This is a genomic window from Dermacoccus nishinomiyaensis (assembly GCF_900447535.1).
Taxonomy (GTDB): Bacteria; Actinomycetota; Actinomycetes; order Actinomycetales; family Dermatophilaceae; genus Dermacoccus; species Dermacoccus nishinomiyaensis.
This window is the reverse complement of record NZ_UFXX01000001.1, coordinates 492,752-516,697: the sequence shown is the minus strand read 5'-3', so window position 1 is coordinate 516,697 and position 23,946 is coordinate 492,752. Positions and strand designations below refer to the sequence as shown.

General features: G+C 70.0%; 20 protein-coding genes. 18 read left to right on the top strand and 2 right to left on the bottom strand.

Annotation, left to right across the window (positions count from 1 at the left end; all coding sequences use genetic code 11):
• The first annotated feature begins 28 nt into the window (after positions 1 to 28).
• The 6 genes from DYE07_RS02545 to malQ all read left to right on the top strand — a co-directional run bounded on the left by DYE07_RS02545 (position 29) and on the right by malQ (position 8,560).
• Positions 29 to 334, top strand: coding sequence for a preprotein translocase subunit YajC (locus DYE07_RS02545; protein ID WP_006944834.1), 306 nt, complete (start codon positions 29 to 31; stop codon positions 332 to 334).
• Positions 331 to 2,184, top strand: coding sequence for a protein translocase subunit SecD (gene secD / locus DYE07_RS02540; RefSeq protein ID WP_115296270.1), 1,854 nt, complete (start codon positions 331 to 333; stop codon positions 2,182 to 2,184). Before DYE07_RS02545 ends, secD begins: the two co-directional genes overlap by 4 nt.
• A complete protein-coding gene (gene secF / locus DYE07_RS02535; RefSeq protein WP_115296269.1) occupies positions 2,184 to 3,311 on the top strand; it encodes a protein translocase subunit SecF in 1,128 nt (375 codons plus the stop codon). Before secD ends, secF begins: the two co-directional genes overlap by 1 nt.
• Before the next feature lie 10 nt (positions 3,312 to 3,321).
• A complete protein-coding gene (locus DYE07_RS02530; RefSeq protein WP_038567957.1) occupies positions 3,322 to 3,852 on the top strand; it encodes an adenine phosphoribosyltransferase in 531 nt (176 codons plus the stop codon).
• A gap of 24 nt (positions 3,853 to 3,876) precedes the next feature.
• A complete protein-coding gene (locus tag DYE07_RS02525; RefSeq protein WP_115296268.1) occupies positions 3,877 to 6,231 on the top strand; it encodes a RelA/SpoT family protein in 2,355 nt (784 codons plus the stop codon).
• An 85-nt stretch (positions 6,232 to 6,316) separates the two neighbouring features.
• Positions 6,317 to 8,560 (top strand): 4-alpha-glucanotransferase, encoded by a 2,244-nt coding sequence (malQ, locus tag DYE07_RS02520; RefSeq protein WP_115296267.1) that lies wholly within the window; start codon positions 6,317 to 6,319, stop codon positions 8,558 to 8,560.
• A 136-nt stretch (positions 8,561 to 8,696) separates the two neighbouring features.
• Here the strand turns inward: malQ and DYE07_RS02515 are convergent, their stop codons facing one another.
• Both DYE07_RS02515 and DYE07_RS02510 read right to left on the bottom strand, forming a co-directional pair.
• Positions 8,697 to 10,076 (bottom strand): M18 family aminopeptidase, encoded by a 1,380-nt coding sequence (locus tag DYE07_RS02515; protein WP_115296266.1) that lies wholly within the window; start codon positions 10,074 to 10,076, stop codon positions 8,697 to 8,699.
• An 8-nt stretch (positions 10,077 to 10,084) separates the two neighbouring features.
• Complete coding sequence (locus tag DYE07_RS02510; RefSeq protein ID WP_440588207.1) at positions 10,085 to 11,557, bottom strand: DUF349 domain-containing protein; 1,473 nt, start codon at positions 11,555 to 11,557, stop codon at positions 10,085 to 10,087.
• A gap of 151 nt (positions 11,558 to 11,708) precedes the next feature.
• On the opposite strand from DYE07_RS02510, the gene DYE07_RS02500 reads away from it, so the two are divergent.
• From DYE07_RS02500 to DYE07_RS14880, 12 genes are all read left to right on the top strand, one after another.
• Positions 11,709 to 12,425, top strand: coding sequence for an MBL fold metallo-hydrolase (locus DYE07_RS02500; protein ID WP_115296263.1), 717 nt, complete (start codon positions 11,709 to 11,711; stop codon positions 12,423 to 12,425).
• Positions 12,422 to 13,771, top strand: a complete 1,350-nt coding sequence (gene hisS, locus DYE07_RS02495) for a histidine--tRNA ligase (protein WP_115296262.1) — start codon at positions 12,422 to 12,424, stop codon at positions 13,769 to 13,771. The genes DYE07_RS02500 and hisS overlap by 4 nt, the downstream gene beginning before the upstream one ends.
• Positions 13,768 to 14,703: a tyrosine recombinase gene (locus DYE07_RS02490; RefSeq protein WP_115296261.1), complete on the top strand. Its 936-nt coding sequence runs from the start codon at positions 13,768 to 13,770 to the stop codon at positions 14,701 to 14,703. Before hisS ends, DYE07_RS02490 begins: the two co-directional genes overlap by 4 nt.
• A gap of 154 nt (positions 14,704 to 14,857) precedes the next feature.
• The gene (locus tag DYE07_RS02485; RefSeq protein WP_207623213.1) at positions 14,858 to 15,721 is read left to right on the top strand and encodes a ParA family protein; all 864 of its coding nucleotides are present in this window, start codon (positions 14,858 to 14,860) and stop codon (positions 15,719 to 15,721) included.
• Positions 15,722 to 15,732: 11 nt separating this feature from the next.
• Complete coding sequence (locus DYE07_RS02480; RefSeq protein WP_074039226.1) at positions 15,733 to 16,689, top strand: segregation and condensation protein A; 957 nt, start codon at positions 15,733 to 15,735, stop codon at positions 16,687 to 16,689.
• A 111-nt stretch (positions 16,690 to 16,800) separates the two neighbouring features.
• Positions 16,801 to 17,424: an SMC-Scp complex subunit ScpB gene (gene scpB / locus DYE07_RS02475; RefSeq protein ID WP_038567975.1), complete on the top strand. Its 624-nt coding sequence runs from the start codon at positions 16,801 to 16,803 to the stop codon at positions 17,422 to 17,424.
• Positions 17,421 to 18,332, top strand: coding sequence for a pseudouridine synthase (locus DYE07_RS02470; protein WP_074039227.1), 912 nt, complete (start codon positions 17,421 to 17,423; stop codon positions 18,330 to 18,332). The genes scpB and DYE07_RS02470 overlap by 4 nt, the downstream gene beginning before the upstream one ends.
• Positions 18,329 to 19,561, top strand: coding sequence for a prephenate dehydrogenase (locus tag DYE07_RS02465; RefSeq protein WP_115296259.1), 1,233 nt, complete (start codon positions 18,329 to 18,331; stop codon positions 19,559 to 19,561). The genes DYE07_RS02470 and DYE07_RS02465 overlap by 4 nt, the downstream gene beginning before the upstream one ends.
• Positions 19,562 to 19,572: 11 nt before the next feature.
• On the top strand, positions 19,573 to 20,268 hold the full coding sequence (gene cmk / locus DYE07_RS02460) for a (d)CMP kinase (protein ID WP_115296258.1): 696 nt from the start codon (positions 19,573 to 19,575) through the stop codon (positions 20,266 to 20,268).
• Positions 20,268 to 20,945, top strand: a complete 678-nt coding sequence (locus tag DYE07_RS02455) for a lysophospholipid acyltransferase family protein (RefSeq protein ID WP_115296257.1) — start codon at positions 20,268 to 20,270, stop codon at positions 20,943 to 20,945. Before cmk ends, DYE07_RS02455 begins: the two co-directional genes overlap by 1 nt.
• 291 nt (positions 20,946 to 21,236) lie before the next feature.
• Complete coding sequence (der, locus tag DYE07_RS02450; protein WP_038570816.1) at positions 21,237 to 22,697, top strand: ribosome biogenesis GTPase Der; 1,461 nt, start codon at positions 21,237 to 21,239, stop codon at positions 22,695 to 22,697.
• Positions 22,698 to 22,878: 181 nt separating this feature from the next.
• Complete coding sequence (locus DYE07_RS14880) at positions 22,879 to 23,862, top strand: DUF2207 family protein (protein WP_038567980.1); 984 nt, start codon at positions 22,879 to 22,881, stop codon at positions 23,860 to 23,862.
• Positions 23,863 to 23,946 lie beyond the last annotated feature (84 nt).

The window sequence follows — 23,946 nt, the reverse complement described above, 5'->3', positions numbered from 1 at the left end:
CGCTTCGAGATCTGACGTGAGGACCCACATGCCGTACCTGGTCGCCGAGTCGCAGGCGGGAAGCTCGGGCTTCCCGATCCTGCTCGTGCTGCTGCCCTTCCTCCTGCTCGCGCTGATGTTCTTCACGCAGCGTCGGCGCTCCCAGGCGACGATGCGCGCGCAGGCCGCGCTTCGCGTCGGTGACGAGGTGCGCACGACGAGTGGGCTGTTCGGCACGCTGCGCGAACTCGACGACGTCAGTGGACACCTCGAGATCGCCCCCGGCACCGTGGTGAGGTTCGATCGTCGGGCCCTGCTGCCCGCAGCCCCCGACGAGATGGAGAAGGGTCGATGAGCACGCCCGCAGGCGCCGAGCGCGCCGACGAGAACCGTTATGCGGTCGATTCGAACCGCCCCGCGGCGCGCAAGAAGCCGAAGCACACCAACCCCAAGCGTGGCTTGGCCGTGCTTCTCGCCCTGTTCCTCGTCCTCGTCGGTGGCATCGCTGCGACGGGACATTGGACACCGAAGCTGGGGCTCGACCTCGAAGGTGGGCGCACCGTCGTCCTCGAACCGGTCGTCACAGGCGGCAAGAGCGTCAACTCGAGCCAGGTCAAGCAAGCCGTCGACATCATCCGCAACCGCGTCGACGCCACCGGCACGTCCGAGGCGGAGGTGACGACGCTGGGGGAGAAGGACATCGTCGTCTCCATCCCCGGAAACCCCAGCCAGCAGGTGCTCGACTCGCTCTCGCGCAGCTCGCAGCTCAACTTCCGCGCAGTCATCGCCGCCGCGCAGGGCAGCACGACGGGTACCTCGCCGTATCGCCTGCCCGAGGTCGTCAACCCCTCGAACGCCGCCAAGAACGGCGCCTCCGGCTCGGCGTCCGCGTCACCGTCTTCATCGGCCTCCGCTTCGGGTTCTGCGTCGAGCTCGGCCTCGTCGTCACCGTCGTCCAGTTCGAAGGACCGACTGCCGGCCGCATTCAAGACCGCCGGCCCGGCCAACGCGAGCGACCCGGCGTGGGGAAACGAGAAGGTCGACTCGGTCTGGGTCAAGGCCGGTATCGCGACCCCGTCGACGACGTACAACCAGCTGCTGCAGCTCTACGCCTGCACCCCGGCCTACCAGGAGGTGGCCGCGGCCGCCCCTGACAACAAGCCGACCGTCATGTGCGCGAAGGAGGGCAACGAGAAGCTGCTCCTCGGCCCGGTCGAGATCAAGGGTTCGCAGCTGACGGACGCGAGCAGCGGCCTCGACACGAACCAGCAGGGCAACCAGACCGGCGAGGTCGCGGTCAACCTGTCGCTCAACGGCTCGGGCAAGACGGCCCTGGCGAACGTGACGCGTCGCGTCGCCCCGCTCGAGCAGCCCCGCAACCGCTTCGCCATCGTCGTCGACGGTCAGTCGATCTCGGCGCCGACCGTGCAGGCCCCGCTGACGGACGGTCAGGCGAAGATCACCGGTGGCTTCACCGAGTCGAGCGGCAAGCTGCTCGCAGACTCGCTGAAGTTCGGTGCGCTGCCGATGTCCTTCAAGGAACTCACCTCCGACCAGGTCAGCCCCCAGCTCGGCTCCGACCAGCTGACGAAGGGTCTCATCGCGGGAGCCATCGGCTTCGGCCTCGTCGTGCTGTACTCGCTCATCCAGTACCGCGCGCTCGGCCTCGTCACCGTCGCGAGCCTGCTCGTCGCCGCGGCGATGACCTACCTCGCCGTCACGCTGCTCGGCTCGCTCAACAACTTCCGCCTGTCGATGGCGGGTGTCACCGGCCTCATCGTCGCCATCGGCATCACGGCCGACTCGTTCATCGTGTACTTCGAACGCGTCAGAGACGAAGTGCGCGCCGGACGGCCATTGCGGGCCGCCGTCGAGACGGGATGGACGCGCGCGAAGCGCACCATCATCATCTCGGACGCGGTGAACTTCCTCGCCGCCGCCGTGCTCTACGTGCTGTCAGAGAGCACCGTCAAGGCGTTCGCGTTCACCCTCGGTCTCACGACGATCATCGACATCGTCGTCGTCATGTTCTTCACCCACCCGGTGCTGGCCCTGCTCGCCCGCACGAAGTTCTTCGGTGGCGGCCACCCCGCCTCCGGTCTCGACCCCGCGCGTCTGGGCGCCCGTCAGGCCGCATACGCGGGCCGCGGTCGCGTGACGATCGCCGACCGCCGCCGCGCCGCCGCACAGGAGGAGACAGCCTGATGGCCAGCCTCGCAACATTCGGCAACGACCTGTTCACCGGTCGCCGCCAGATCGACTTCATCGGCAAGCGCAAGCGCTGGTACGCCCTGACGGCGCTGCTGCTCGCGCTCGCCGCCGTCGGTCTGTTCGGGCGGGGGCTCAACTTCGGCCTCGAGTTCACCGGTGGCTCGGAACTGCGCGTGCCCGGCGTCTCGAGCACGCACGACTACGACACGCGCGCCGAGAAGGCCGTCCAGTCGGCGACCGGCTCGAACGCCGACATCGTCGTGACGAAGCTCGGCTCCGACACGATCCGCGTGCAGAGCGAGAAGCTTGGCAACGGCACCGCCGACGCGACGGACGCCGTCAAGACGTCCCTCGCGAAGGAGTTCGGCGTGTCGCCGAGCAACGTCACGTCCTCGTTCATCGGCCCCTCGTGGGGTGAGACGGTGACGCACAAGGCGATCGTCGCGCTGTTCGTCTTCCTCGCGTTCGTCTCCGTCCTGCTCGCGTTGTACTTCCGCACCTGGACGATGGCCGCGGCCGCGCTCATCGCCCTGCTGCACGACCTGTTCTTCACGGTCGGCATCTACGCCCTCACCGGGCTCGAGGTGACGCCGGCGACGACGATCGGCTTCCTCACGATCCTCGGCTACTCGATCTACGACACCGTCGTCGTGTTCGACAAGGTGCGCGAGAACACGAGCGAGGCGTTCGCGACCGGCCGCCGCAGCTTCGACCAGGCCGCGAACTACGCGGTCAACCAGACGCTCGTGCGCTCCATCAACACCTCCGTCGTGGCGTTGCTGCCGATCTCGGCCATCCTCGTCGTCGGCGCGCTGTTCATCGGCCCGAGCACGCTGCTCGACATCGCCGTCGCCCTGTTCATCGGTATCGCCGTGGGCACCTTCTCGTCGATCTTCATCGCGACGCCGGCCCTGACGGACCTGCGCCGCCGCGAGAAGGGCGTCCAGGAGCTCGCGCGTCGAGCCGAGAGCTACCAGTCGCGTGCCACGACCGACGACGAGCACGCCACCGCGGCGTCCGCCTCGGGCGTCGTGACGGCGCCGGCCCCTTCCCAGGGCGGTGGCGCGTCGCAGACGGCGCGCACGCGCGGCATCCACCCCGCTGCCAAGCGTGACGACTGAGGCCGCCGCGATGATCGAGCAGCGCATCGCCGACGTCGTCGCCCGCCACACGCGTGATATCGCCGACTTCCCGAGCCCCGGTGTCGTCTTCAAGGATCTGACGCCCCTGTTCGCCGACCCGGCGGCGTTCGGGCAGGTGCTCGACCTGCTGGCCGAGCGTCATGACGGCGTCGACGTCGTCGCGGGCGTCGAGGCGCGCGGGTTCATCATCGGCGCGCCGCTGGCGCAGCGCATGGGCGTCGGTTTCGTGCCGATCCGCAAGAAGGGCAAGCTGCCCGGTGACGTCGTCTCCGCCTCCTATGACCTCGAGTACGGCTCGGCGACGATCGAGGTGCAGACGGACGCGGTGACGCCGGGTGCGAACGTCCTCGTCGTCGACGACGTGCTCGCGACCGGGGGCACGGCCGTGGCTGCCTGCGAGCTGATCGAGAAGGTCGGCGGGCGTGTGGCGTGCCTCGACGTGCTCGTCGAACTGGCCTTCCTGCCCGGCCGCGAACGGCTTGATCGGTGGGAGCTCCACACGGGCCTCGTCGTCAACTGACGCCAGGGGCACTACGATCGGCGCATGGCTGAGCAGTCCGGTTCCAACGCGACCTCGCGCGTGCGCGCCCGTCTCGTCCGCTTCGGGGGCCCGCGTCCGGGCTTGAACCGCGTGCTCGACCCGCTGCTGCGCACGGTGCGTGAGACGCACCCGAAGGCCGACACCGCGCTGATCGAGCGCGCCTACGAGGTGGCGGAGCGCTGCCACCGTCATCAGGTGCGCAAGAGCGGCGACCCGTACATCACCCACCCGCTCGCCGTCGCGACCATCCTCGCCGAGCTCGGCATGACCCCGCCGACGCTCGCCGCGGCCCTCCTGCACGACACGGTCGAGGACACCGACTACTCGCTGGAGCAGCTCACCGACGACTTCGGGCCCGAGATCGCGCGTCTCGTCGACGGTGTGACGAAGCTCGACAAGGTGACGTACGGCGACGCCGCGCAGGCTGAGACGGTGCGCAAGATGGTCGTCGCGATGGCACAGGACATCCGCGTGCTCGTCATCAAGCTCGCCGACCGCCTGCACAACGCGCGCACGTGGCGGTACGTCTCCGCCGAGTCCGCCCAGCGCAAGGCGACGGAGACGCTCGAGATCTACGCGCCGCTCGCGCACCGGCTCGGCATGAACACGATCAAGTGGGAGCTGGAGGATCTGTCGTTCGCGACGCTCTATCCCAAGGTCTACGACGAGATCGTCCGCCTCGTCGCCGACCGCTCACCGGCGCGCGAGTCGTACCTGCGCACCGTCAAGGAGCAGGTGTCGGCCGATCTAAGGGCCGCGCGCATCGCCGGTGAGGTGACGGGCCGGCCCAAGCACTACTACTCCGTGTACCAGAAGATGATCGTCCGCGGCCGCGACTTCGAGGACATCTACGACCTCGTCGCCGTGCGCGTCCTCGTCGAGTCGGTGCGCGACTGCTACGCCGTGCTCGGCACGCTGCACACGCGGTGGACGCCCGTCCAGGGGCGGTTCAAGGACTACATCGCGATGCCGAAGTTCAACATGTACCAGTCGTTGCACACGACGGTCATCGGCCCCGGCGGCAAACCCGTCGAGATCCAGATCCGCACCTACGACATGCACCGTCGCGCCGAGTACGGCGTCGCCGCGCACTGGAAGTACAAGGACGACGCGAAGAAGGGCGCGACGAGCGCCGACGGCACGGTCAGCGCCTCGCCGGCGACGGGCACGAACGACATGGCGTGGCTGCGTCAGCTGCTCGAGTGGCAGCGCGAGACGGAGGATCCGGGCGAGTTCCTCGAGTCGTTGCGCTTCGAGGTCGGCAGCCGCGAGATCTACGTCTTCACGCCGAAGGGCGGCGTCATCGGGTTGCCGTCCGGGTCGACGCCCGTCGACTTCGCGTACGCCGTGCACACCGAGGTCGGCCACCACTGCATCGGCGCGCGCGTCAACGGGCGTCTCGCGCCACTCGAGACGACGCTCGTCACGGGCGACTCGGTCGAGGTGCTCACCTCGAAGGCGGACGGCGCCGGGCCGAGTCGCGACTGGCTGACGTTCGTCAAGTCGCCGCGTGCCAAGAGCAAGATCAAGCAATGGTTCACGAAGGAACGCCGCGAGGAGGCCATCGAGAAGGGCAAGGATTCCCTCGCGAAGACACTGCGCAAGCAGGGTCTGCCCCTGCAGCGCCTCATGTCGCACGAGTCGTTGACCGAGGTCGCGACGCGGATGAACCACGCCGACATCGACGCCCTGTACGCCGCGATCGGTGACGGGCACGTCTCGACCGAAGCCGTCATGCGTGCCCTCGTCAAGGCGCACGGCGGTGAGGAAGCAGCCACGGAGGACATGGCGGAGGCGACGACGCCGCGCACCGCGCCGCGCTCACGTGCGGGCGACCCGGGCGTCACCGTCGTCGGCACCGACGACGTGTGGGTCAAGCTCGCGCGCTGCTGCACACCAGTGCCGGGCGACGACATCGTCGGGTTCGTCACGACGGGCTCGGGCGTGTCCGTGCATCGCGAGGACTGCACGAACATCGAGAACCTGCGTCGCCAGCCCGAGCGGCTCATCGACGTCGCGTGGGCGCCCGGACAGGCGAGCGTTTTCCTCGTGCAGCTGCAGGTCGAGGCGCTCGATCGCAGCGGGTTGCTCTCCGACATCACGCGCGCGCTGAGCGACCAGCACGTCAACATCCTGTCGGCGAACCTGGCGACGCAAGCCAACCGCGTCGCCATCAGCAAGTTCACGTTCGAGATGGGCGATGCGAGCCACCTCGACCACGTCATGCGCGCGGTGCGCAAGGTCAGTGGCGTGTTCGACGTCTACCGCATCACCGGCACCGGCGCGCGCGCCGACCATCGCACGACGCCGGAGCAGGTGAAGCCCGCCGCGTCGCCGGCGGCCGACGAGGACGAGTGAACCGCAGCCGCTGACGGTGCCGACGGTGTGTTGCGCCCAGCGATAGGCTGACGGCGACCTGCCCCCGCACGAACGGACGCCCGCCGTGACCGACTCCGCAGCCACGCCCGACCTCGTCGAACTCGCCGAGGCGTACGGCATCACGACCGAGTACGAGGACTGGAAGAAGGCCCGCGTCAACGTCGCGGCTGACACGCTCGTCGCCGTCCTGGCGGCGCTCGACGTCGACGCTTCGACGCCCGACGCCGTGCGCTCGGCGTTGCAGACGCGTCGGGACGCACCGTGGCGCCGCGTCGTGCCGCCGTGCGTCGTCGTGCGCGAGGGCGACGATGTCGAGTTCCCGGTGCACGTCGTTGAGTGCGACCAGGTGGCCGTGCACGTCGTCACCGAGGTCGGGACGCATGTCTCGGTGACGGTGTCGTCGCGCGCGCAGGAGACCCGCGAGGTCGACGGACGCGTCGTCGAACGGCACGTCGCGCGCGTGGACGGCGACCTGCCGCTGGGGTACCACACCGTCATCGTGTCGCCTGTTGGCCTTGCTGCGGGCGACGGCGACAGTGACGACACGCGCGTCGACGGCGAGGATCGCCCGTCCACCGAGGCCGGCGACGGGCACGACATGAGGGCCGCGGGTGCGCGCACAAGCCTCATCGTCACCCCGCGGGTGCTCGAGGTGCCGGCGACGATGCGCGACAAGCGCGTGTGGGGCCTGGCGACGCAACTGTATTCGGTGCGTTCGCAGGGGTCATGGGGCGTGGGCGACCTCGTCGATCTGCGCGACCTCGCCGTGTGGTCGGCGGCCGAGCACGGCGCCGACTACGTCCTCGTCAATCCGCTGCACGCGGCACAACCGAGCGCGCCGATGGAGCCGTCGCCGTACCTGCCGACGTCGCGCCGGTTCGTCAACCCGCTCTACCTGCGGGTCGAGCACGTCGAGGAGTACGCGAGCGCGTCCGCCGACATCCGCGGGGGCATCGACGACCTGGCGCGCGATGTCCACGCGCGCCTCGACGACGTCGACCGCATCGACCGCGACGCTGCGTGGGGGGCGAAGGAGCAGGCGTTGCGAGTCCTGTGGCAGATCGGGCGCACGCCGGGGCGTCAGGCCGCGTTCGACGCCTACTGCCGCGCCGGCGGCGAGCAGCTCACCCGTTTCGCGACATGGTGCGTGCTGTGCCGCACCTTCGGGCCCGACTGGCGAACCTGGCCGCACGATTATCAGGACGCGACGGCGCCCGCCGTCTCGCGGTTCGGCTCCGAGCACACCGACGAGGTCGACTTCCACCGCTGGTTGCAGTGGTGCCTCGACGAGCAGCTGCGCGGCGTGCAGTCGGACGCCGTCGCCGCGGGCATGGCGCTCGGCGTCGTCCACGACCTCGCCGTCGGCGTCAACCCCGCGGGCGCGGACGCCTGGGCCCTGCAGGACGCGTTCGCGGCGGGCATCCACGTCGGCGCTCCGCCTGATCAGTTCACCCAGCTCGGGCAGGACTGGGGGCAGCCACCGCTGCGCCCGGATCATCTCGCCAAGACGGCTTACGCGCCTTTCCGCGAGATCGTCGGCACCGTCCTGCGCCACGCCGGTGGGGTGCGCATCGACCACATTCTCGGGCTGTTCCGCCTGTGGTGGGTGCCGGAGAGCATGACGCCGAAGGACGGCACGTACGTGACGTACGACCACGAGGCGATGATCGGCATCCTCGTCCTCGAGGCGCAGCGCGCGGGTGCGCTCGTCGTCGGGGAGGATCTCGGCACGCTCGAGGCGTGGGTGCAGACGTTCCTCGCCGAGCGCGGCGTGTACGGCACGTCGATCCTGTGGTTCGAACAGGACTGGGATGCGCAGCGTCCGCTGCCACCCGAGGATTGGCGCGAGAAGTGCCTCGCGTCGGTGACGACGCATGACCTGCCGCCGACGGCCGGCTATCTCGACGCCGCGCACGTGCGGCTGCGTCACGAGCTGGGGCTGCTCGACGGCTCGCTCGAGGACGAGTTGGCGCGAGACGAGGCGGACCGCCGGCGGTGGCGCGAGTTTCTCGTCGCTCAGGGCCTGCTCGATGACGCCGACGCGCCGAACGAACAGGTCGTCGAGGCACTGCACGCGTTCCTCGTCACGACGCCGTCACGGATGCTCAACGTCGCGCTCGTCGACGCCGTCGGCGACGTGCGCGTGCAGAACCAGCCCGGCACGGCCGACGAGTACCCGAACTGGCGTGTACCGCTGTCCGGCCCCGACGGCGAGCCGATCCGGCTCGAGGACGTCTTCACGAGCGAGCGCGCCGCGCGCTTGTGCGGCATCTTCGCCGGGCTGAACGAGCACGCCGCCCAGGGTTGATCTCACGGCGGTGTACGGCGTCACCGCACGAACATCGCCCGAGAACGAGTCACGGCTGACGCGTTCTCGGGCGATGTGGCTCGAGCTGGGGACCTTTGTGCAACCTCAGCGGCCGTGCGCGCCAGGCGCCGACCCGTCAGTCACGCCCCGGAGCGAGGAACGCTCCGAGGGCCGCGCCGTACATCGCCTGGTCGGCGGCGCCGACGAGTTCGCGCGCCGAGTGCATCGACAGAGTCGGGGCGCCGAAGTCGACGGTCGTCGCGCCGGTGAGCGCCGCCGTCATCGGCCCGACGGTCGAGCCGCACGGCAGGTCAGAGCGCACGACGAACTCCTGCATCGGCACGCCCGCCTCCCGACACGCGGCGGCGAAGTGGGCGGCGCCGACCGAATCCGTCGCGTAGCGCAGGTTCGTGTTGATCTTCAGCACCGGCCCGCCGTTCATCGCGATGTGGTGCGCAGGTTCGTGACGATCGGCGTAGTTCGGGTGCGTCGCGTGCGCCATGTCGCCCGAGGCGATGACGGTGTGCGCCATCGCGCGGTGCACGTCGTCACGCCCGCCGCCAAGCGTCGAGATGATGCGTTCGAAGATCGTCGGCAGCAGGTTCGAGAACGCGCCGCGCTCCGACATCGAGCCGATCTCCTCGTGGTCGAACAGCGCGATGAGCGGCACGAGCGGCACCTCACCTTCGGGTGCCGGGCGCTCGACGGCGTCGATGAGTGCCTGCGTCGCGGCGTAGCTCGTCGCGAGGTTGTCCATCCGGGCGCCCGCGACGAACTCGCGGTGCAACCCGGTGCGCGCGGCCGGCTGCACGTCGTGCGTCATCGCGTCCCAGCTCAGCACGTCGACCGGTTCGACGCGAACCTGCTCGGCGAGCCACTCGACGAACAGTGGTGCCTGCGACAGCGCCCACGACGGTTCCATGTGCAGCTGCTTGTTGAGCGTCAGAGCGTCGTTGGTCGAGCGGTCGAGGTGGATCGCGAGCTGCGAGACGCGCAGCAGCGGCTCGTCGACGGCGAACAGCCGTTCACCGACGCTACCGTCGGCCTCGCGTACCGCGACGCGCCCCGACAGCCCGAGGTCGCGATCGAGCCACGAGTTGAGCAGCAGGCCGCCGTACGGTTCGACGCCGAGCAGCTGCCAGCCGACGCGCTCGTGGTCGGGGCGAGGTTTGATGCGCAGGTTGGGGGAGTCGGTGTGTGCACCGACGACTCGGAACGCGACCGCGCCGCGCTCGCCGCCGGCGTCACCGTCATCAGCGCCACCACCAGAGCCGTCGAACGGCCGAGTGAGCACGCGCTCCGTCGACCACGCGACGAGCGACCCGCCGCGCGTCGTGACGTAACGTCCCGGCTCGCTCGCCCAGGCGTCACGCTCGTCGAGGGGCGTGAAGCCCGCCTCGACGAGCATCGACAGAGAGGATGCGACCGCGTGGAACGGCGAAGGGCTGGTGCGCAGGTACGCGACCAACCCTTCGGCGGCCGAATCCGTCGTGAAACGTCCGGATCCGAAACTCATGATGCCTCTCAGCCCTCCAGCTCGTTGGCGGTCGAGCGCACCTGCTCGAGCCACGACTGCTTCGCCTCGAGCTCCTGACGCAGCTTCGCGGCCTTGTTCGAGTTGCCCGCGGCCTCGGCGGCCTCGACGTCACTGCGCAGCGACGCGACGGCGTTCTCGAGCTGGGTGACCATCGAGTTGGCGCGCGCGCTCACCTCGGGGTCGGACTTCTTCCACTGCGCCTGCTCGGCGTCACGGACGCCGTTCTCGATGCGGCGCATACCCTTTTCGATGCGGTCCATGTCCTTGCGCGGAACCTTGCCCGCGGCGTCCCACTTCTCCTGTAGCGCGCGCAGCTGGGCCTTCGCGGCACCCAGGTCCTTGACCGGCAGGATCTTCTGGCCCTCGGCCAGCAGCTCCTCCTTGACCTTGGCGTTGGCCTCGAACACCTTGTTCTCCTCGGCGACGACCTCATCCTTCGCCGCGAAGAACGCATCCTGCGCCTTCTTGAAGCGCTGCCACAGCGCGTCGTCGTCGGAACGCGACGCGCGCCCGGCCTGACGCCACTCGCTCATGAGGCGCTTGAACGTCGACGCCGTGGGCCCCCAGTCGTTCGAGGTGGCGAGCTTCTCGGCCTCGGCGACGAGACGCTCCTTCTCCTTCTTCGCCGCGCCGTGTTGCTCGTCGAGCTGGCTGAAGTGCGTGCGACGCGTCTTGTCGAACCCGTTGCGAGCAGCGGAGAAACGCTGCCACAGCGCCGACTCGACGTCACGGTCGAGACGTGCACCGTTCTTCTGGTGGTTCTTCCACTCGTCGAGCAGTTCGCGCATGCGCGTCGTGCTCTTCTTCCACTGCACCTTCTCGGGATCCTGTGCGGCGATCTGCTCGGCCTCGGCGACGAGCTGCTCGCGGTGGACGAGGGCCTCCTTCTTCGCCTCGGCGCGGGCCTCACCCTCCACCTGCTGCTTGACGCGCAGCGCCGTCGCGATGTCTTCGATGATGCTGTCGAGCGCGGGCAGGTCGCCGACGGCGTTCGTCTCGGCGACCTGCTTGCGCAGCGTCTTGAGCGACTCGCCGGCGTCGTGGGCGCTGATGTCGGTCTGCGTCACGCGCTGCAGCAGCAAGGCGGCCGCGGCGCGCAGTTCGTCGTACTTGCGCGCGAAGTAGGCGAGGGCCTCATCGGCGCTCTTGCCGGGGTAGGAGCCGACGGCCTTCTCACCGTCGGGCGTGCGCACGTACACCGTGCCGTCCTCGTCGACGCGCCCGAACGAGGCGGCGTTCGAATTCGACGGCGTCTCCACCGCGGCCGACGGCGCGGGCGCCGCCTGCGTGGCCGGTGCGCTCGCCTCGGTCGCGGCGGCTGCCGGGGTGCCCGCAGGAACCGACGGCGACGTCGGTGCGGCCGGGGTCGGCGCCTTGGGTGCCGCGCTCGGGGGCTTCGGCACGGCGCTCGGCTTCACGGACGCGGGTGTGGGGATGGTGGAGTCCTCGGACACGGTCATGACCTTTTTCTCGACGTAGCCGACCCGCGGGTACGCGCGGACCGGACAGCAACGTCATCAGTCTAGGGGGAGGAGGTCGTCCGCGCGCCCGCAGCGGCCCGGCGTTCCTTGGGTCGGACGGCCCGTGCGCGCGCCCGATAGGCTGGGGTACGTGTTGACCGTCTCTTTCCCCGCAGCCGCGATGGGTACGAACTGCTACGTCTTCGCCCGTGAACGCGGCAGCGAGTGCGTCGTCGTCGACCCGGGCATCGGCGTCACCGACCAGCTGTTCGAGGTCCTCGGCGATCTCGATCTCAAGCCCACGGCGGTGCTGCTGACGCACGGCCATCTCGACCACACCTTCTCCGTGACGCCGGTGTGCGGCGGGCAGATCGCCGCTCACATCCACGCCGACGATCGCTACCGCCTCGTCAACCCCTACGACCAGCTCGGCCCGCAGCTGCGCGGCATGCTCGAGCAGTCGTTCGGCAAGAGCGCGACGTGGCGCGAGCCCGAGAAGGTCGTCTCCATCCACGAGGGCGAACCCCTCGAACTCGCGGGGCTGACGTTCGGCGTCACCCACGCGCCGGGGCACACCGAGGGCTCCGTCATGTTCACCGTCGACGAGGTGCCCGACGGGCTCGACGACGCCGTCGCCGCGACGGTGAACCAGAGCGTCATCACCGGGGACGTCCTGTTCGCCGGCTCGATCGGACGCACCGACCTCGAGGGCGGCAGCGACGCGGCGATGCAGCAGAGCCTGCGCACGAAGGTGCTGCCGCTGCCTGATTCGTCCCTCATCCTTCCCGGGCACGGCCCGGCCAGCACGATGGCGCGCGAGCGCGTGAGCAACCCGTACCTGCAAGCACTCCAAGGATCTGGCGCATGAGCAAACCGACCCCCATCTCCGGCTTCCTCGAATGGCTGCCGGCGCAGCGTTACACCGAGCAGCTGGTGCTCGACATCATCCGTGAGGTGTTCGAGCTGCACGGTTTCGAGCCGATCAACACGCGCGCGGTCGAGCCCGTCGTGCGCCTCACGGGCAAGGGCGGTGACGCGGACAAGGAGATCTACGCCGTCAGCCGCCTCGCTGCGGACGAGGCCGACAAGGCCGAGCCGGGCCTCGGCCTGCACTTCGACCTCACGGTGCCGTTCAGCCGCTACGTCATCGAGAACGCGGGCAAGCTGACGTTCCCGTTCCGCCGCTACCAGATCCAGCCGGTCTGGCGTGGCGAGCGCCCGCAGGCGGGGCGCTACCGCGAGTTCGTCCAGGCCGACATCGACATCGTCGACGTGGGGGAGCTGCCGTTCCACTACGAGGTCGAGCTGCCGCTCGTCATCGCGGACGTGTTCAAGCGGCTGCCGATCGGTGAGTTCCGCATCCAGGTCAACAACCGCAAGATCCCCGAGGGCTTCTACCGCGGGCTCGGCATCGACGACATCGTCGGCACGCTGCGCATCGTCGACAAGCTCGACAAGATCGGCCCGGCCAAGGTCAAGGAGCTGCTCGTCGCCGAAGGCGTCGAAGACGCCGCCGCCGACAAGATCCTCGCCCTCGCGGCGATCTCGACGCCCGATACGTCCTTCGTCGAGCAGGTGCGCGCGCTGGGCGTCGAACACCCGACGCTGGAGGAGGGCCTCGAGCAGCTACGCGTCGTCGTCGAGACGGCCGCCGAGCACGCACCCGGTCTGCTCGTCGCGGAGCTGAAGATCGCACGCGGCCTCGATTACTACACCGGCACGGTCTACGAGACGCAGCTTGTCGGCGAGGAGGGCTACGGCTCGATCTGCTCCGGCGGGCGCTACGACTCGCTCGCGAGTGACGGCAAGAGGACCTACCCCGGCGTCGGCCTGTCGATCGGTGTCTCGCGCCTGCTCGCGAAGCTCATCGGTGACGGCGGCCTGCGCACGAGCCGTCCGACGCCGACGGCCGTGCTCGTCGCCGTCAACGACGAGACCTCACGCGCCGAGTCGATGCGGATCGCGGCGGCACTGCGTGAGCGCGGCATCCCGACGCTCGTGTCGCCGAAGGCCGCCAAGTTCGGCAAGCAGATCCAGTTCGCCGACCGTCGCGGCATCCCGTACGTCTGGTTCTCGGGCGCGGGGGAGACCGGCGACCAGATCAAGGACATCCGCAGCGGTGAGCAGTTCGATGCGGACGCGACGAGCTGGGTGCTCCCCGCGGCCGACGAGCAGGTGCGACTCGAGGTCGCCGAGGCGTCACCGGCGTCGTGAGCGCCCCGGAGCCCTCGCTCGAACTGACGCAGGTGATGACGCAGTGGCTGCATCACCTGCGCGTCGAGCGGGGCCTCTCGCCGCACACGCTCGCGGCATATCGACGTGACGTCACGCGTTACCTCGGCTACCTCGCCGCCTCCGGCGTCACCTCGCTCGACGGGGTCGAGGAGGCGCGCGTCGAGGCGTTCCTGCGATCGCTGCGTGAGGGCGGCCAGGGCCATCCGCCGCTGGCGGCCAGTTCCGCGGCACGCGCGCTCGTCGCCGTCCGCCGCCTCCATGCGTTCGTTTCGCTCGAGACGGACGCGCCCGACGCGGCGACGGACGTCGCGCCGCCGAGGTTGCCCCGCAAACTCCCGAAGGCTATCCCTCTAGCTGACGTCGAACGTTTGCTCGCGGCTGCCGGCGATGGCGAGGACGCCGGTTCACTCCGGGATCGTGCGCTGCTCGAGGTGCTCTACGGGGTCGGTGCGCGCGTGAGTGAGGTCGTCGGGCTCGACGTCGACGACGTCGACCTGATGTCGCGTTCGCTGCGACTGTTCGGCAAGGGCAGCAAGGAGCGCATCGTCCCGCTCGGGCGCTACGCCGCCGACGCGCTCGGCTCCTACTTGACGCGTGAGCGGCCTGCTCTTGCGGCGAAGGGCAAGGCCGGGGCTGCCGTGTTCCTCAATCAGCGCGGCGGCAGGTTGAGCCGGCAGAGCGTGTTCGGGCTCGTGCGTCGCGCGGCCGAGGTGGCCGGGCTCGACGGCGAGATCTCGCCGCACACGCTGCGGCATTCCTATGCGACGCACCTGCTCGAAGGCGGCGCCGACGTGCGCGTCGTGCAAGAGCTTCTCGGCCATGCCTCGGTGACGACGACGCAGATCTACACGATGGTGTCGGTGCAGCAGTTGCGCGAGACGTTCGCGGCGGCGCATCCGCGCGCCCGCTGACGGTCGACGGGCGACGGTTTGGGCGTTGCCGCACCCGGGGCGCTAATCTGGTGCTGATTGGCGTGATGCCAAACGCTCAACTATCAGTGGAGGCTTTCGAGTGACTTCCGAGAGTTCACAGAAGTCGACGAACTCTAACGTTCGACTTGACCGTTTGCCGGGAATCGACGCGACGGGCCAGTGGGGTCCAACCGGTCGACCCCTGCCCGGCTTCCCGACGCCTCGACCTCTCGAGTCGCACGGCCCCGCGCGCATCATCTCGATGTGCAACCAGAAGGGCGGCGTCGGCAAGACGACGTCGACGATCAACCTGGGCGCCGCCCTGGCCGAATACGGCCGCCGCGTCCTGCTCGTCGACTTCGACCCGCAGGGAGCCTTGTCCGTCGGCCTCGGCGTGCGCTCGCAGGATCTCGACGTGACGATCTACAACCTGCTCGTCGAGCGCGGCCACGACGCGCACGACGTCATCCAGACGACGCGGGTGCACAACCTCGATGTGCTGCCCGCCAACATCGACCTGTCGGCCGCGGAGGTGCAGCTCGTCGGTGAGGTCGCCCGCGAGATGGTGCTCGCGCGCGTCCTGCGCAGCGTCGCGGACGAGTACGACGTCATCCTCATCGACTGCCAGCCGTCGCTCGGTCTGCTGACCGTCAACGCGCTGACGGCGTCGCACGGCGTCGTCATCCCGCTCGAGGCCGAATTCTTCGCGATGCGCGGCGTAGCGCTGCTCGTCGAGACGATCGAGAAGGTGCAGGATCGGCTCAACCCGCGCCTGGAGATCGACGGCATCCTCGCGACGATGTACGACGGGCGCACCCTGCACAGCCGCGACGTCGTCCGCTCCGTCGTCGACCACTTCGGCGACAAGGTGTTCCACACCGTCATCTCGCGGACCGTCAAGTTCCCCGACGCGACGCTTGCGGCCGAGCCGATCACGCAGTACGCCTCCGGGCATGGTGCCGCGGAGTCGTACCGCCAGCTCGCGCGCGAGCTCATCTCGCGCGGCGGGGCTCCCTGAGCCGCACGCCGATGACGGCGACCGAGGCCGAGCCCGTCGGCGACGCGCCCGCATCGGCAGTGGCGGTCACGACCTCTGGGCCGACGGCAGCGTCGACGGCGAGCGCACCCGGCGGCGTCCTGACGCGGCGTGCGGCGGCGACGCCGTTCCACGTCCACCTGGGCGAGGTGTTCGACGGACCGTTCGACCTGCTGCTGGGCCTCATCGCGAAGCATCGTCTCGACGTCACGCAGATCTCGTTGTCGCAGGTGACGGACGAGTTCATCGCGCACATCAGGGCGGCCCGCGAGGCGAGTGACGAGTGGGATCTGTCGCAGGCGACCGAGTTCCTCCTCATCGCCGCGACGCTGCTCGACATCAAGGCAGCGCGGCTGTTGCCGAACCTCGGCGGCTCCGACGAGGAGGACTTCGAGCTCATCGAAGCGCGCGACCTGCTGTTCGCCCGGCTGCTGCAGTACCGGGCGTTCAAGGACATGGCGCAGTTCCTGGCCGATCGGATGGAGAGCGACGGGCGTCTCGTCGCACGTCAGGCCGGGTTGGAGGAACGCTTCTCGGGGCTACTGCCTGAGCTCGTCATGACGGTGACGCCCGAGCAGCTCGCGGCCGTCGCCGCGCGGGCGCTGACGCCCAAGGCGCCGCCGAGCGTCGACGTCGACCACCTGCACGCCGTGCAAGTCAGCGTGCGTGAGCAGGCGCGCATCGTGACGAGCAAGCTGCGACGCGGTGGTGAGCTGACGTTCGCGCAGCTCGTCGCGGACGCGGAGCACAACCTCGTCGTCGTCGGGCGTTTCCTCGCCATCCTCGAACTGTTCAAGGAGGCCGCGATCGCGTTCGAGCAGGCCGAGCACCTGCGGCCGCTCACCGTGCGCTGGGTCGCGGCGCCCGATGCGCGCATCCTCGTCTCTGACGAGTACGACGCCGAGCCGGGCTCGGGCGGCGTGGGCGCGAGCGATGACGCTGCGTCCTGAGACAATGACACGAGCGACCTCACACTTCGCCGCGCTGCGACGACTCATGGGTGGGGACACGAGACGAACGACCCGCGCCGACGACGGCCCGGAGCAGGAGGAGGTGAACGCATGACGACGCACGATACGACGGCGCAACCACCGGCGCGGGGCGCCCGCGAGCCGGTCGTCGTGCACCACCTGCCCGGCGGCTTGCGATCGACGCTCGAAGCGGTGCTGATGGTCGTCGACGAGCCCGTCTCGGTGGCCGATCTCGCCGCGGCCTTCGGCGTCGGCGAGAGCGAGGTGCGCGCCAACCTCGAGGGCCTCGAGGTGGAATACCGCGCCCAGCAGCGGGGGTTCACCCTGCGCGAGGTCGACGGCACGTGGCGCATGTACTCGCGGCCGGCCTACGCGGATGCCGTCGAGACGTTCCTGCGGGGTGGGCAGCAGGCCAAGCTGACGCAGGCGGCACTCGAGACGCTCGCCGTCATCGCCTACCGGCAGCCGATCTCGCGTTCGCGCGTCGGCGCCATCCGCGGCGTCAACGTCGACGGCGTGACCCGCACCCTGCTCACGCGTGGGCTCGTCACGGAGGTCGGCGACGACCCCGAGACGGGCGCGACGCTCTACGGCACCACCCCAACCTTTCTCGAGCGGCTCGGGCTTGGCTCGCTGGACGAGCTTCCCCCGCTGGCGCCCTACCTGCCGGACGCCGCCATCATCGACGAACTAGTGGAACAAGGACACGGATGAACTCCAGGAAACCCCGTCAGGGTCAGCGCGACAACCGAAGCAGCCGCGTCAACCGCGGCTCCGGCGGCGGCGTCAGCCGTTACGAGGCCGACGTCCTCGGCATCGGCACGACGAAGAGCGGGCAGCCGGTCGCCCCGCCGCGAGAGCGTGCACCGAAGGCCGCGACGCGCGACGTGCACGTCGAGGAGGGCACGCGTCTGCAGAAGGTGCTCGCGCAGGCCGGCGTCGGTTCGCGACGCCACTGCGAGAACCTCATCGCCGAGGGTCGAGTCGAGGTCGACGGCCAGGTCGTCACCGAACTGGGCACGCGCATCGACCCCGAGAGCGCCGTCATCCACGTCGACGGCGACCGCATCCAGCTCGACGACACGCTCGTCTACCTCGCCTTCAACAAGCCCACGGGTGTCGTGTCGACGATGCAGGACGAAGAGGGTCGCCCGTGCGTCGGTGAGTACCTCGAGGGGCGCACCGAGCGCCTGTTCCACGTCGGCCGACTCGACTACGACACCGAGGGTCTGCTGCTGCTGACGAATGACGGCAACCTCGCCAACCGCCTGCAGCACCCGCGCTACGGCGTCGAGAAGGTCTACCTCGCGACGATCCCCGGCCCGGTGCCGCGCGACCTCGGCAAGCGGATGCGCGAGGGCATCGAGCTCGAGGACGGCCCGGCCGCCGTCGACTCGTTCAAGGTCGTCGACTCTCAGCCGGGCATGGCCCTGGTCGAGATCGTGCTGCACGAGGGCCGCAACCGCATCGTGCGTCGCATGTTCGACGAGGTCGGTCACCCCGTCATCGCGCTCGCGCGCCCGCAGGTCGGGCCCGTGAAGGTCGGTGATCTGCGCCCCGGCAAGATGCGGCCGCTCAACAAGCGCGAGGTCGCCGGCCTGTACAAGGCTGCCGGTCTGTGACACTGCCGCAGCGCGTGCGCGTCGTCGGCACCGGCCTGCTCGGCACGTCGCTGGCGCTCGCGCTGCAGGCGCGAGGCGTCGACGTCACCCTCGCCGACACCTCGCCGACGGCGGCGGCGCTCGCCTCCGACATGGGCGCCGGCCGCGTCGCGCACGCCCAGGACGAGGCGCCCGACCTCGTCGTCGTCGCCGCGCCGCCTGACGTGGTCGTCGACGTCGTCGCCGCGGAGCTCACAGCGTGGCCGGACGCCACCGTGACGGATGTGACGAGCGTGAAGAACGTCGTCGTCGAAGGGGTGGCACGACGCTGCGGCGCCGAGCGGCGCCGCTTCGTGCCGGGGCATCCGATGGCCGGTCGTGAGCGCAGCGGCGCGGTCGCGGCGCGCTCCGACCTGTTCGAGGGGCGCACCTGGGTCATCTGCCCTGACGGCGCGGACGACGCCCGCGTCGCCGACGTGACAGCCGTCGCGCAGGTCTGCGGGGCACACGTCGTCACGATGAGCCCTGCCGCGCACGACGAGGCCGTCGCCGCCGTCTCGCACGTGCCGCAGGTCGCCGCGAGCCTCGTCGCCGCGCAGCTGCGTGAGCTGCCCGACGACGCCGTCGCTCTCAGCGGGCAGGGCGTGCGCGACGTCACGCGCATCGCGGCGAGCGACCCGATGCTGTGGACGCAGATCCTCGCCGGCAACGCGGCTGCAGTGCTGCCGTTGCTCGAAGGGGTGCGCGCCTCGCTCGACGATGTCATTCACGCCCTGTCGGTCATCACGTCCGGGGGCGATGCATCGGGCGGTACGCGTGGCCTGGCCGATGCGGCGGTCGTAGGCAGCACGTCGGTTGCCGTCACTCCACCGGCCACCCCCGTGACACAGGATGCCGTCGGTATCCGCGATGCGGTTGCCGCTCCCGCCACCCCCGGCCCCCGGGCCGTGCTCGCGCAGACGATCGCTGGTGGCCAGGAGGGTCGTGCGCGCATCCCGGGCAAGCACGGCGCGCCGGCGCAGGCGTACGCGAGCGTCGCCGTCGTCATCCCCGACGAGCCGGGTGCGCTCGGTCGCGTGTTCACGGACGTGGGGGAGACCGGCATCAGCGTCGAGGACATGCGCCTCGAGCACGACGACGCCGTCGCCGCCGGTCTGCTCGAGCTCAGCGTCGTGCCGCTGCGCGCTCAGACCCTCGTCAGCGCGCTCAGCGCGCGGGGGTGGGCCGCCCACCTCGTCGAGACCGCCTAGAATCTGCGTTCATGACGAGCGTGGCGAACGGCATCCGGGTAGCGATCGACGGGCCCTCAGGTTCGGGCAAGTCGAGTGTGAGCAAGAAGGTGGCGGCGCACCTCGGCATCGGCTACCTCGACACGGGCGCGATGTATCGCGCGCTCACCTGGTACTGCCTCGATCGGGGCATCGACCTCGACGACCTGGGCGCCGTCGCGGAAGCCGTCACCGCGATGCCGCTCGAGATGGGCACCGACCCGAGCGCGCCGTCGATCAGCATGGGGGGTACGCGCATCGACACGGACATCCGCACGACGCGCATCGCCGAGGTCGTCTCGAAGGTCGCGACCAACCTGCAGGTGCGCCCGAAGCTGCAGCAGCGTCAGCGTGAGCTGATGGCGCAGATCGCCGCGGACCAGGGTGGCGTCGTCGCCGAGGGGCGCGACATCACGACGGTCGTCGCGCCCGACGCGGACGTGCGCATCCTCATGGTCGCGAGCGAGGCCGCACGGCTCGCGCGCCGCTCGAAGGAGCTGCACGGCGGCGCGGACGATGCCGCCATCGCGGCGACGCGGACGCAGATCGTCGACCGCGACAAGGCCGACTCGACCGTCTCGTCGTTCATGAGCGCTGCGGACGGGGTCGTCACGCTCGACACCAGCGACCTGACGTTCCAGCAGTCCGTCGAGGCGGTGCTGACGCTCGTCGAACGGGCGCGCGGCTGATGTTCCCGCGTCGTGACGTCGAGGATGCCGCGTCGCGTGATTCGACGCCGCGCGATCCGTCCGCGTGTGAGAGGCTCATGCGCCGATTGCGTCCCGCCGTCGAGGGCCTGTTCGGTGCGCTGTACCGCCTCGAGGTGACCGGGCGCGAGAACGTGCCGACTGACGGCCCCGTCGTCGTGGTCGCGAATCATATCGGCGTCATCGACGGCCCGCTGGCCGCGTCGCTCGTGCCGCGCCCGGCGCACTTCCTCGTCAAGCGTGCGTACTTCGTCGGCCCGCTCGGGACGCTGCTGACGCGGCTCGGGCAGATCCCCGTCACGCAGCGCAGCGCCGACCGGGAGGCGATGACGGCGGCGCGCGGCGTCCTGGCGGCGGGTGGTGTCGTCGGCGTGTTCCCCGAGGGCACGCGCGGTGACGGGTCGGTGCAGGCGGTGCACCAGGGCGCCGCGTTCCTCGCGCTCGGTGCGGATGCTCAGATCGTGCCGGTGCGTCTCGTCGGCACGGCCGGGCGCACGCGGGGACGCTGGCCGCGGCTGCGCAGTCGTCTGCAGGTGAGGTTCGGGCCGGCGTTCCGGCTCGGTGACGCCGAGGCGGTGGCGGGCGCGACAGGTCGCGCTCGGCTGGCGGCCGCGACGGAGGAACTGCGTGCCCGCCTCGCCGACCACGTGGCGGGTTGAGCCGGATCGTCTCCCCGGGCGCTCGTCGCGAGGGCGTGGCTGGCCGCGAGCGCTCGACTCTGAAAAATCGTGCCCATGCGCGAGAATGGTCTTGTGACGCGCATTCGGGCGCGTCACACGAGACCTCCCCACCCGACGTCACGGCGCGAGCCGCCGCGTCTTCACGTGGCGGGGGAGAGCCTCCGAGCCCGCCGGATCCGGCGGGATACTCCACGATCTGAGGTAATCCGCGTGAGCGACGACCAGTATTTCCCCCACGACGAGCACGACGAGCGAGCCGAGCACGACGACCTGCGCCACGATGCGCCCGCCCCGGACGAGTCGGTCGAGCAGGCGCTGCGCGTCGGGCTCGAGGACTTCGACCTGAGCGACGAGGACCGTGCGCTGCTGTCCGGTGAGGTCGACGAGGACAGCGGCTACGGCGAGGCCGACCTGCGGCCCGTCGTCGCCGTCGTCGGTCGTCCCAACGTCGGCAAGTCGACGCTCGTCAACCGCATCCTCGGGCGCCGTGAGGCCGTCGTCGAGGACGTGCCGGGTGTGACGCGTGACCGCGTCGCCTACGACGCCGAGTGGGTCGGACGCCGGTTCACCCTCGTCGACACCGGCGGGTGGGAGGTCGACGCGAGCGGCATCCACCTGCGCGTCGCCGAACAGGCCGAGGTCGCGATCGAACTCGCCGACGCCGTGATGTTCGTCGTCGACGCCACGGTCGGCGCCACCGACACCGACGAGGCCGTCGTCAAGCTGCTGCGCCGCTCGAAGAAGCCCGTCGTCCTCATCGCGAACAAGGTCGACGACAACCGTTCGGAGGCCGACGCGGCCATGCTGTGGTCGCTCGGCCTCGGTGAGCCGTACCCCGTCTCGTCGCTGCACGGGCGTGGCACCGGTGACGCGCTCGACGCCGTCATCGACCTGCTGCCCGACAAGACCGCCGTCGCCGGCGCGTACCCGCGTGGCGGCCCGCGTCGCGTGGCGCTGCTCGGGCGTCCGAACGTCGGCAAGTCGTCGCTGCTCAACAAGCTCGCGGGGGAGGAGCGCGTCGTCGTCGACAACGTCGCCGGCACGACGCGTGACCCGGTCGATGAGTACATCGAACTCGGGGGCAAGACCTGGCGTTTCGTCGACACCGCCGGCATCCGACGCCGCGTGCACCAGACGCGCGGCGCCGACTTCTACGCCTCCCTGCGCACGCAGACGGCGTTGGAGAAGGCGGAGGTCGCCGTCGTCCTCATCGACGCGGAGCAGAGCATCGCCGAACAGGACGTGCGCGTCGTGCAGCAGGTCATCGACGCCGGCCGCGCGCTCGTCATCGCGTACAACAAGTGGGACACACTCGACGAGGAGCGCCGCTACTACCTGGAGAAGGAGATCGAGCGCGAGCTCGTCCAGGTGCCGTGGGCGCCGCGCGTCAACCTGTCGGCGAAGACGGGACGTCACACCGACCGCCTCGTTCCCGCCATCGAGGTCGCCCTCGACTCGTGGGACCAGCGCATCCCGACGGGTCGGCTCAACGCCTTCCTCGGCGAGGTCGTCGCGGCGCATCCGCACCCGGTACGCGGCGGCAAGCAGCCGCGAATCCTGTTCGCGACGCAGGCCTCGACGCGCCCGCCGCGCTTCGTCATCTTCGCCAGCGGCTTCATCGAGGCCGGGTACCGCCGCTTCATCGAGCGTCGCCTGCGTGAGGAGTTCGGTTTCGACGGGACGCCGATCGAGATCAGCGTGCGCGTGCGCGAGAAGCGCAAGCAGCGCTGAGCGGGGGCCTACCTTCGAGGGGCGGGCGTGCGCTGTCGCGCGCGACGCCTGCCCCAGGATGGCGAGTGACTCACGCGTCGGCGCGTAGTGCGCTGGTAACTCGTGCGTTACCTGCCATGATCGGCGTCCGGCGTCGCACGTCGGGTGAGAATCCCATTCACGGTGAGAGGCAGACGAAGCAGTGTTCGGTTGGAACCACGACTACGAGTACGTCGGCGTCACCCCCGGCATGCGCCCGGCGGACGGCGTGGGCGAGGTGCGCCGCGTCAAGGGTGCGAAGGAGTGGTCGGGTGAGCCGGCCGTGCAGTTCCATCCGCCGCAGGGCGTGAGCGCGGCGATGGCAGGCACCGTCGTCGACGGGTCGGTCGACTCGCAGGACATCGGCGCCATGATGATCGACCTGTCGCTGCGCGGCTGGTTCCGCATCGAGAAGCTGCAGCCCGCTGACGGTTCGGCGCCCGCAGCGTCGCCGGCGCCGACGTCGAGGCGGGGTGCCAAGGCGCCGCAGGGTGACTGGGTGTTCATCCAGAATGAGTTTCCTGGCGGCGACGTCATCACGCAGGTCGAGGCCGACTTCCTCAACGCCCTGTTCCCGCCCGGCGTCCGTTACGTGACGCTGCCGCAGATGAAGGCGCAGTTGCGGGGGCCGTTGCGCGACATCGCCGACGGTATGTACCGCGAGACGATTCATCGGGGCTGGTACGAGCGAGACCCGCGCCGCAAGGGTTTCCTGGGGATGGGGCGCTCGCCGCGCACCGCCGACGGCACTGCGGTGCGCATCCAGACGCTCGGGTTCAAGAAATACATCGCGACGGCCGAGGCCAAGCAGATCAAGTTCGAGGAAGCGGCCGACCTGTTCAACCGCTACCTGCCGTACGCCATGGTCTTCGGTCTCGCCGACCGGTGGGCGGGCGTCATCGGTGAGGTCGCGAAGATGGCGCAGCTCGAGGGCTTCGGCAACATCATGGGCGACATCGCCTCTGACCCGTTCTTCTGGATGTTCTACGGCGACGACCTCGTCTTCCTCGGCGCGGAGGCGATCGGCGGAATGGCCGACCTGCTCTCGGGCGCCGACGGGCTGTTCGACCTCGGCGGCCTGACGGACGGTCTCGGCGACGTCTTCGGCTCGATCGGTGACGCCGTCGGCGACATCTTCGACTTCTGACGCCGGCCCGTCATCCAGGGGCCGAGCCTGCCCCATCTCCGGGCGACCGCCAGACGTCGCAGGGCCCGGCCGATTGGTCGCCCG

Bases quoted from the DNA above. Each gene is read 5' to 3' on its own strand.
- cmk (WP_115296258.1), top strand. From the start codon at position 19,573: ATGACGAGCGTGGCGAACGGCATCCGGGTAGCGATCGACGGGCCCTCA.
- DYE07_RS02530 (WP_038567957.1), top strand. From the start codon at position 3,322: ATGATCGAGCAGCGCATCGCCGACGTCGTCGCCCGCCACACGCGTGAT.
- hisS (WP_115296262.1), top strand. From the start codon at position 12,422: ATGAGCAAACCGACCCCCATCTCCGGCTTCCTCGAATGGCTGCCGGCG.
- secD (WP_115296270.1), top strand. From the start codon at position 331: ATGAGCACGCCCGCAGGCGCCGAGCGCGCCGACGAGAACCGTTATGCG.
- DYE07_RS02470 (WP_074039227.1), top strand. From the start codon at position 17,421: ATGAACTCCAGGAAACCCCGTCAGGGTCAGCGCGACAACCGAAGCAGC.
- DYE07_RS02515 (WP_115296266.1), bottom strand. From the start codon at position 10,076: ATGAGTTTCGGATCCGGACGTTTCACGACGGATTCGGCCGCCGAAGGG.
- DYE07_RS02510 (WP_440588207.1), bottom strand. From the start codon at position 11,557: ATGACCGTGTCCGAGGACTCCACCATCCCCACACCCGCGTCCGTGAAG.
- DYE07_RS02480 (WP_074039226.1), top strand. From the start codon at position 15,733: ATGACGGCGACCGAGGCCGAGCCCGTCGGCGACGCGCCCGCATCGGCA.
- scpB (WP_038567975.1), top strand. From the start codon at position 16,801: ATGACGACGCACGATACGACGGCGCAACCACCGGCGCGGGGCGCCCGC.
- DYE07_RS02455 (WP_115296257.1), top strand. From the start codon at position 20,268: ATGTTCCCGCGTCGTGACGTCGAGGATGCCGCGTCGCGTGATTCGACG.
- secF (WP_115296269.1), top strand. From the start codon at position 2,184: ATGGCCAGCCTCGCAACATTCGGCAACGACCTGTTCACCGGTCGCCGC.
- DYE07_RS02525 (WP_115296268.1), top strand. From the start codon at position 3,877: ATGGCTGAGCAGTCCGGTTCCAACGCGACCTCGCGCGTGCGCGCCCGT.
- DYE07_RS02545 (WP_006944834.1), top strand. From the start codon at position 29: ATGCCGTACCTGGTCGCCGAGTCGCAGGCGGGAAGCTCGGGCTTCCCG.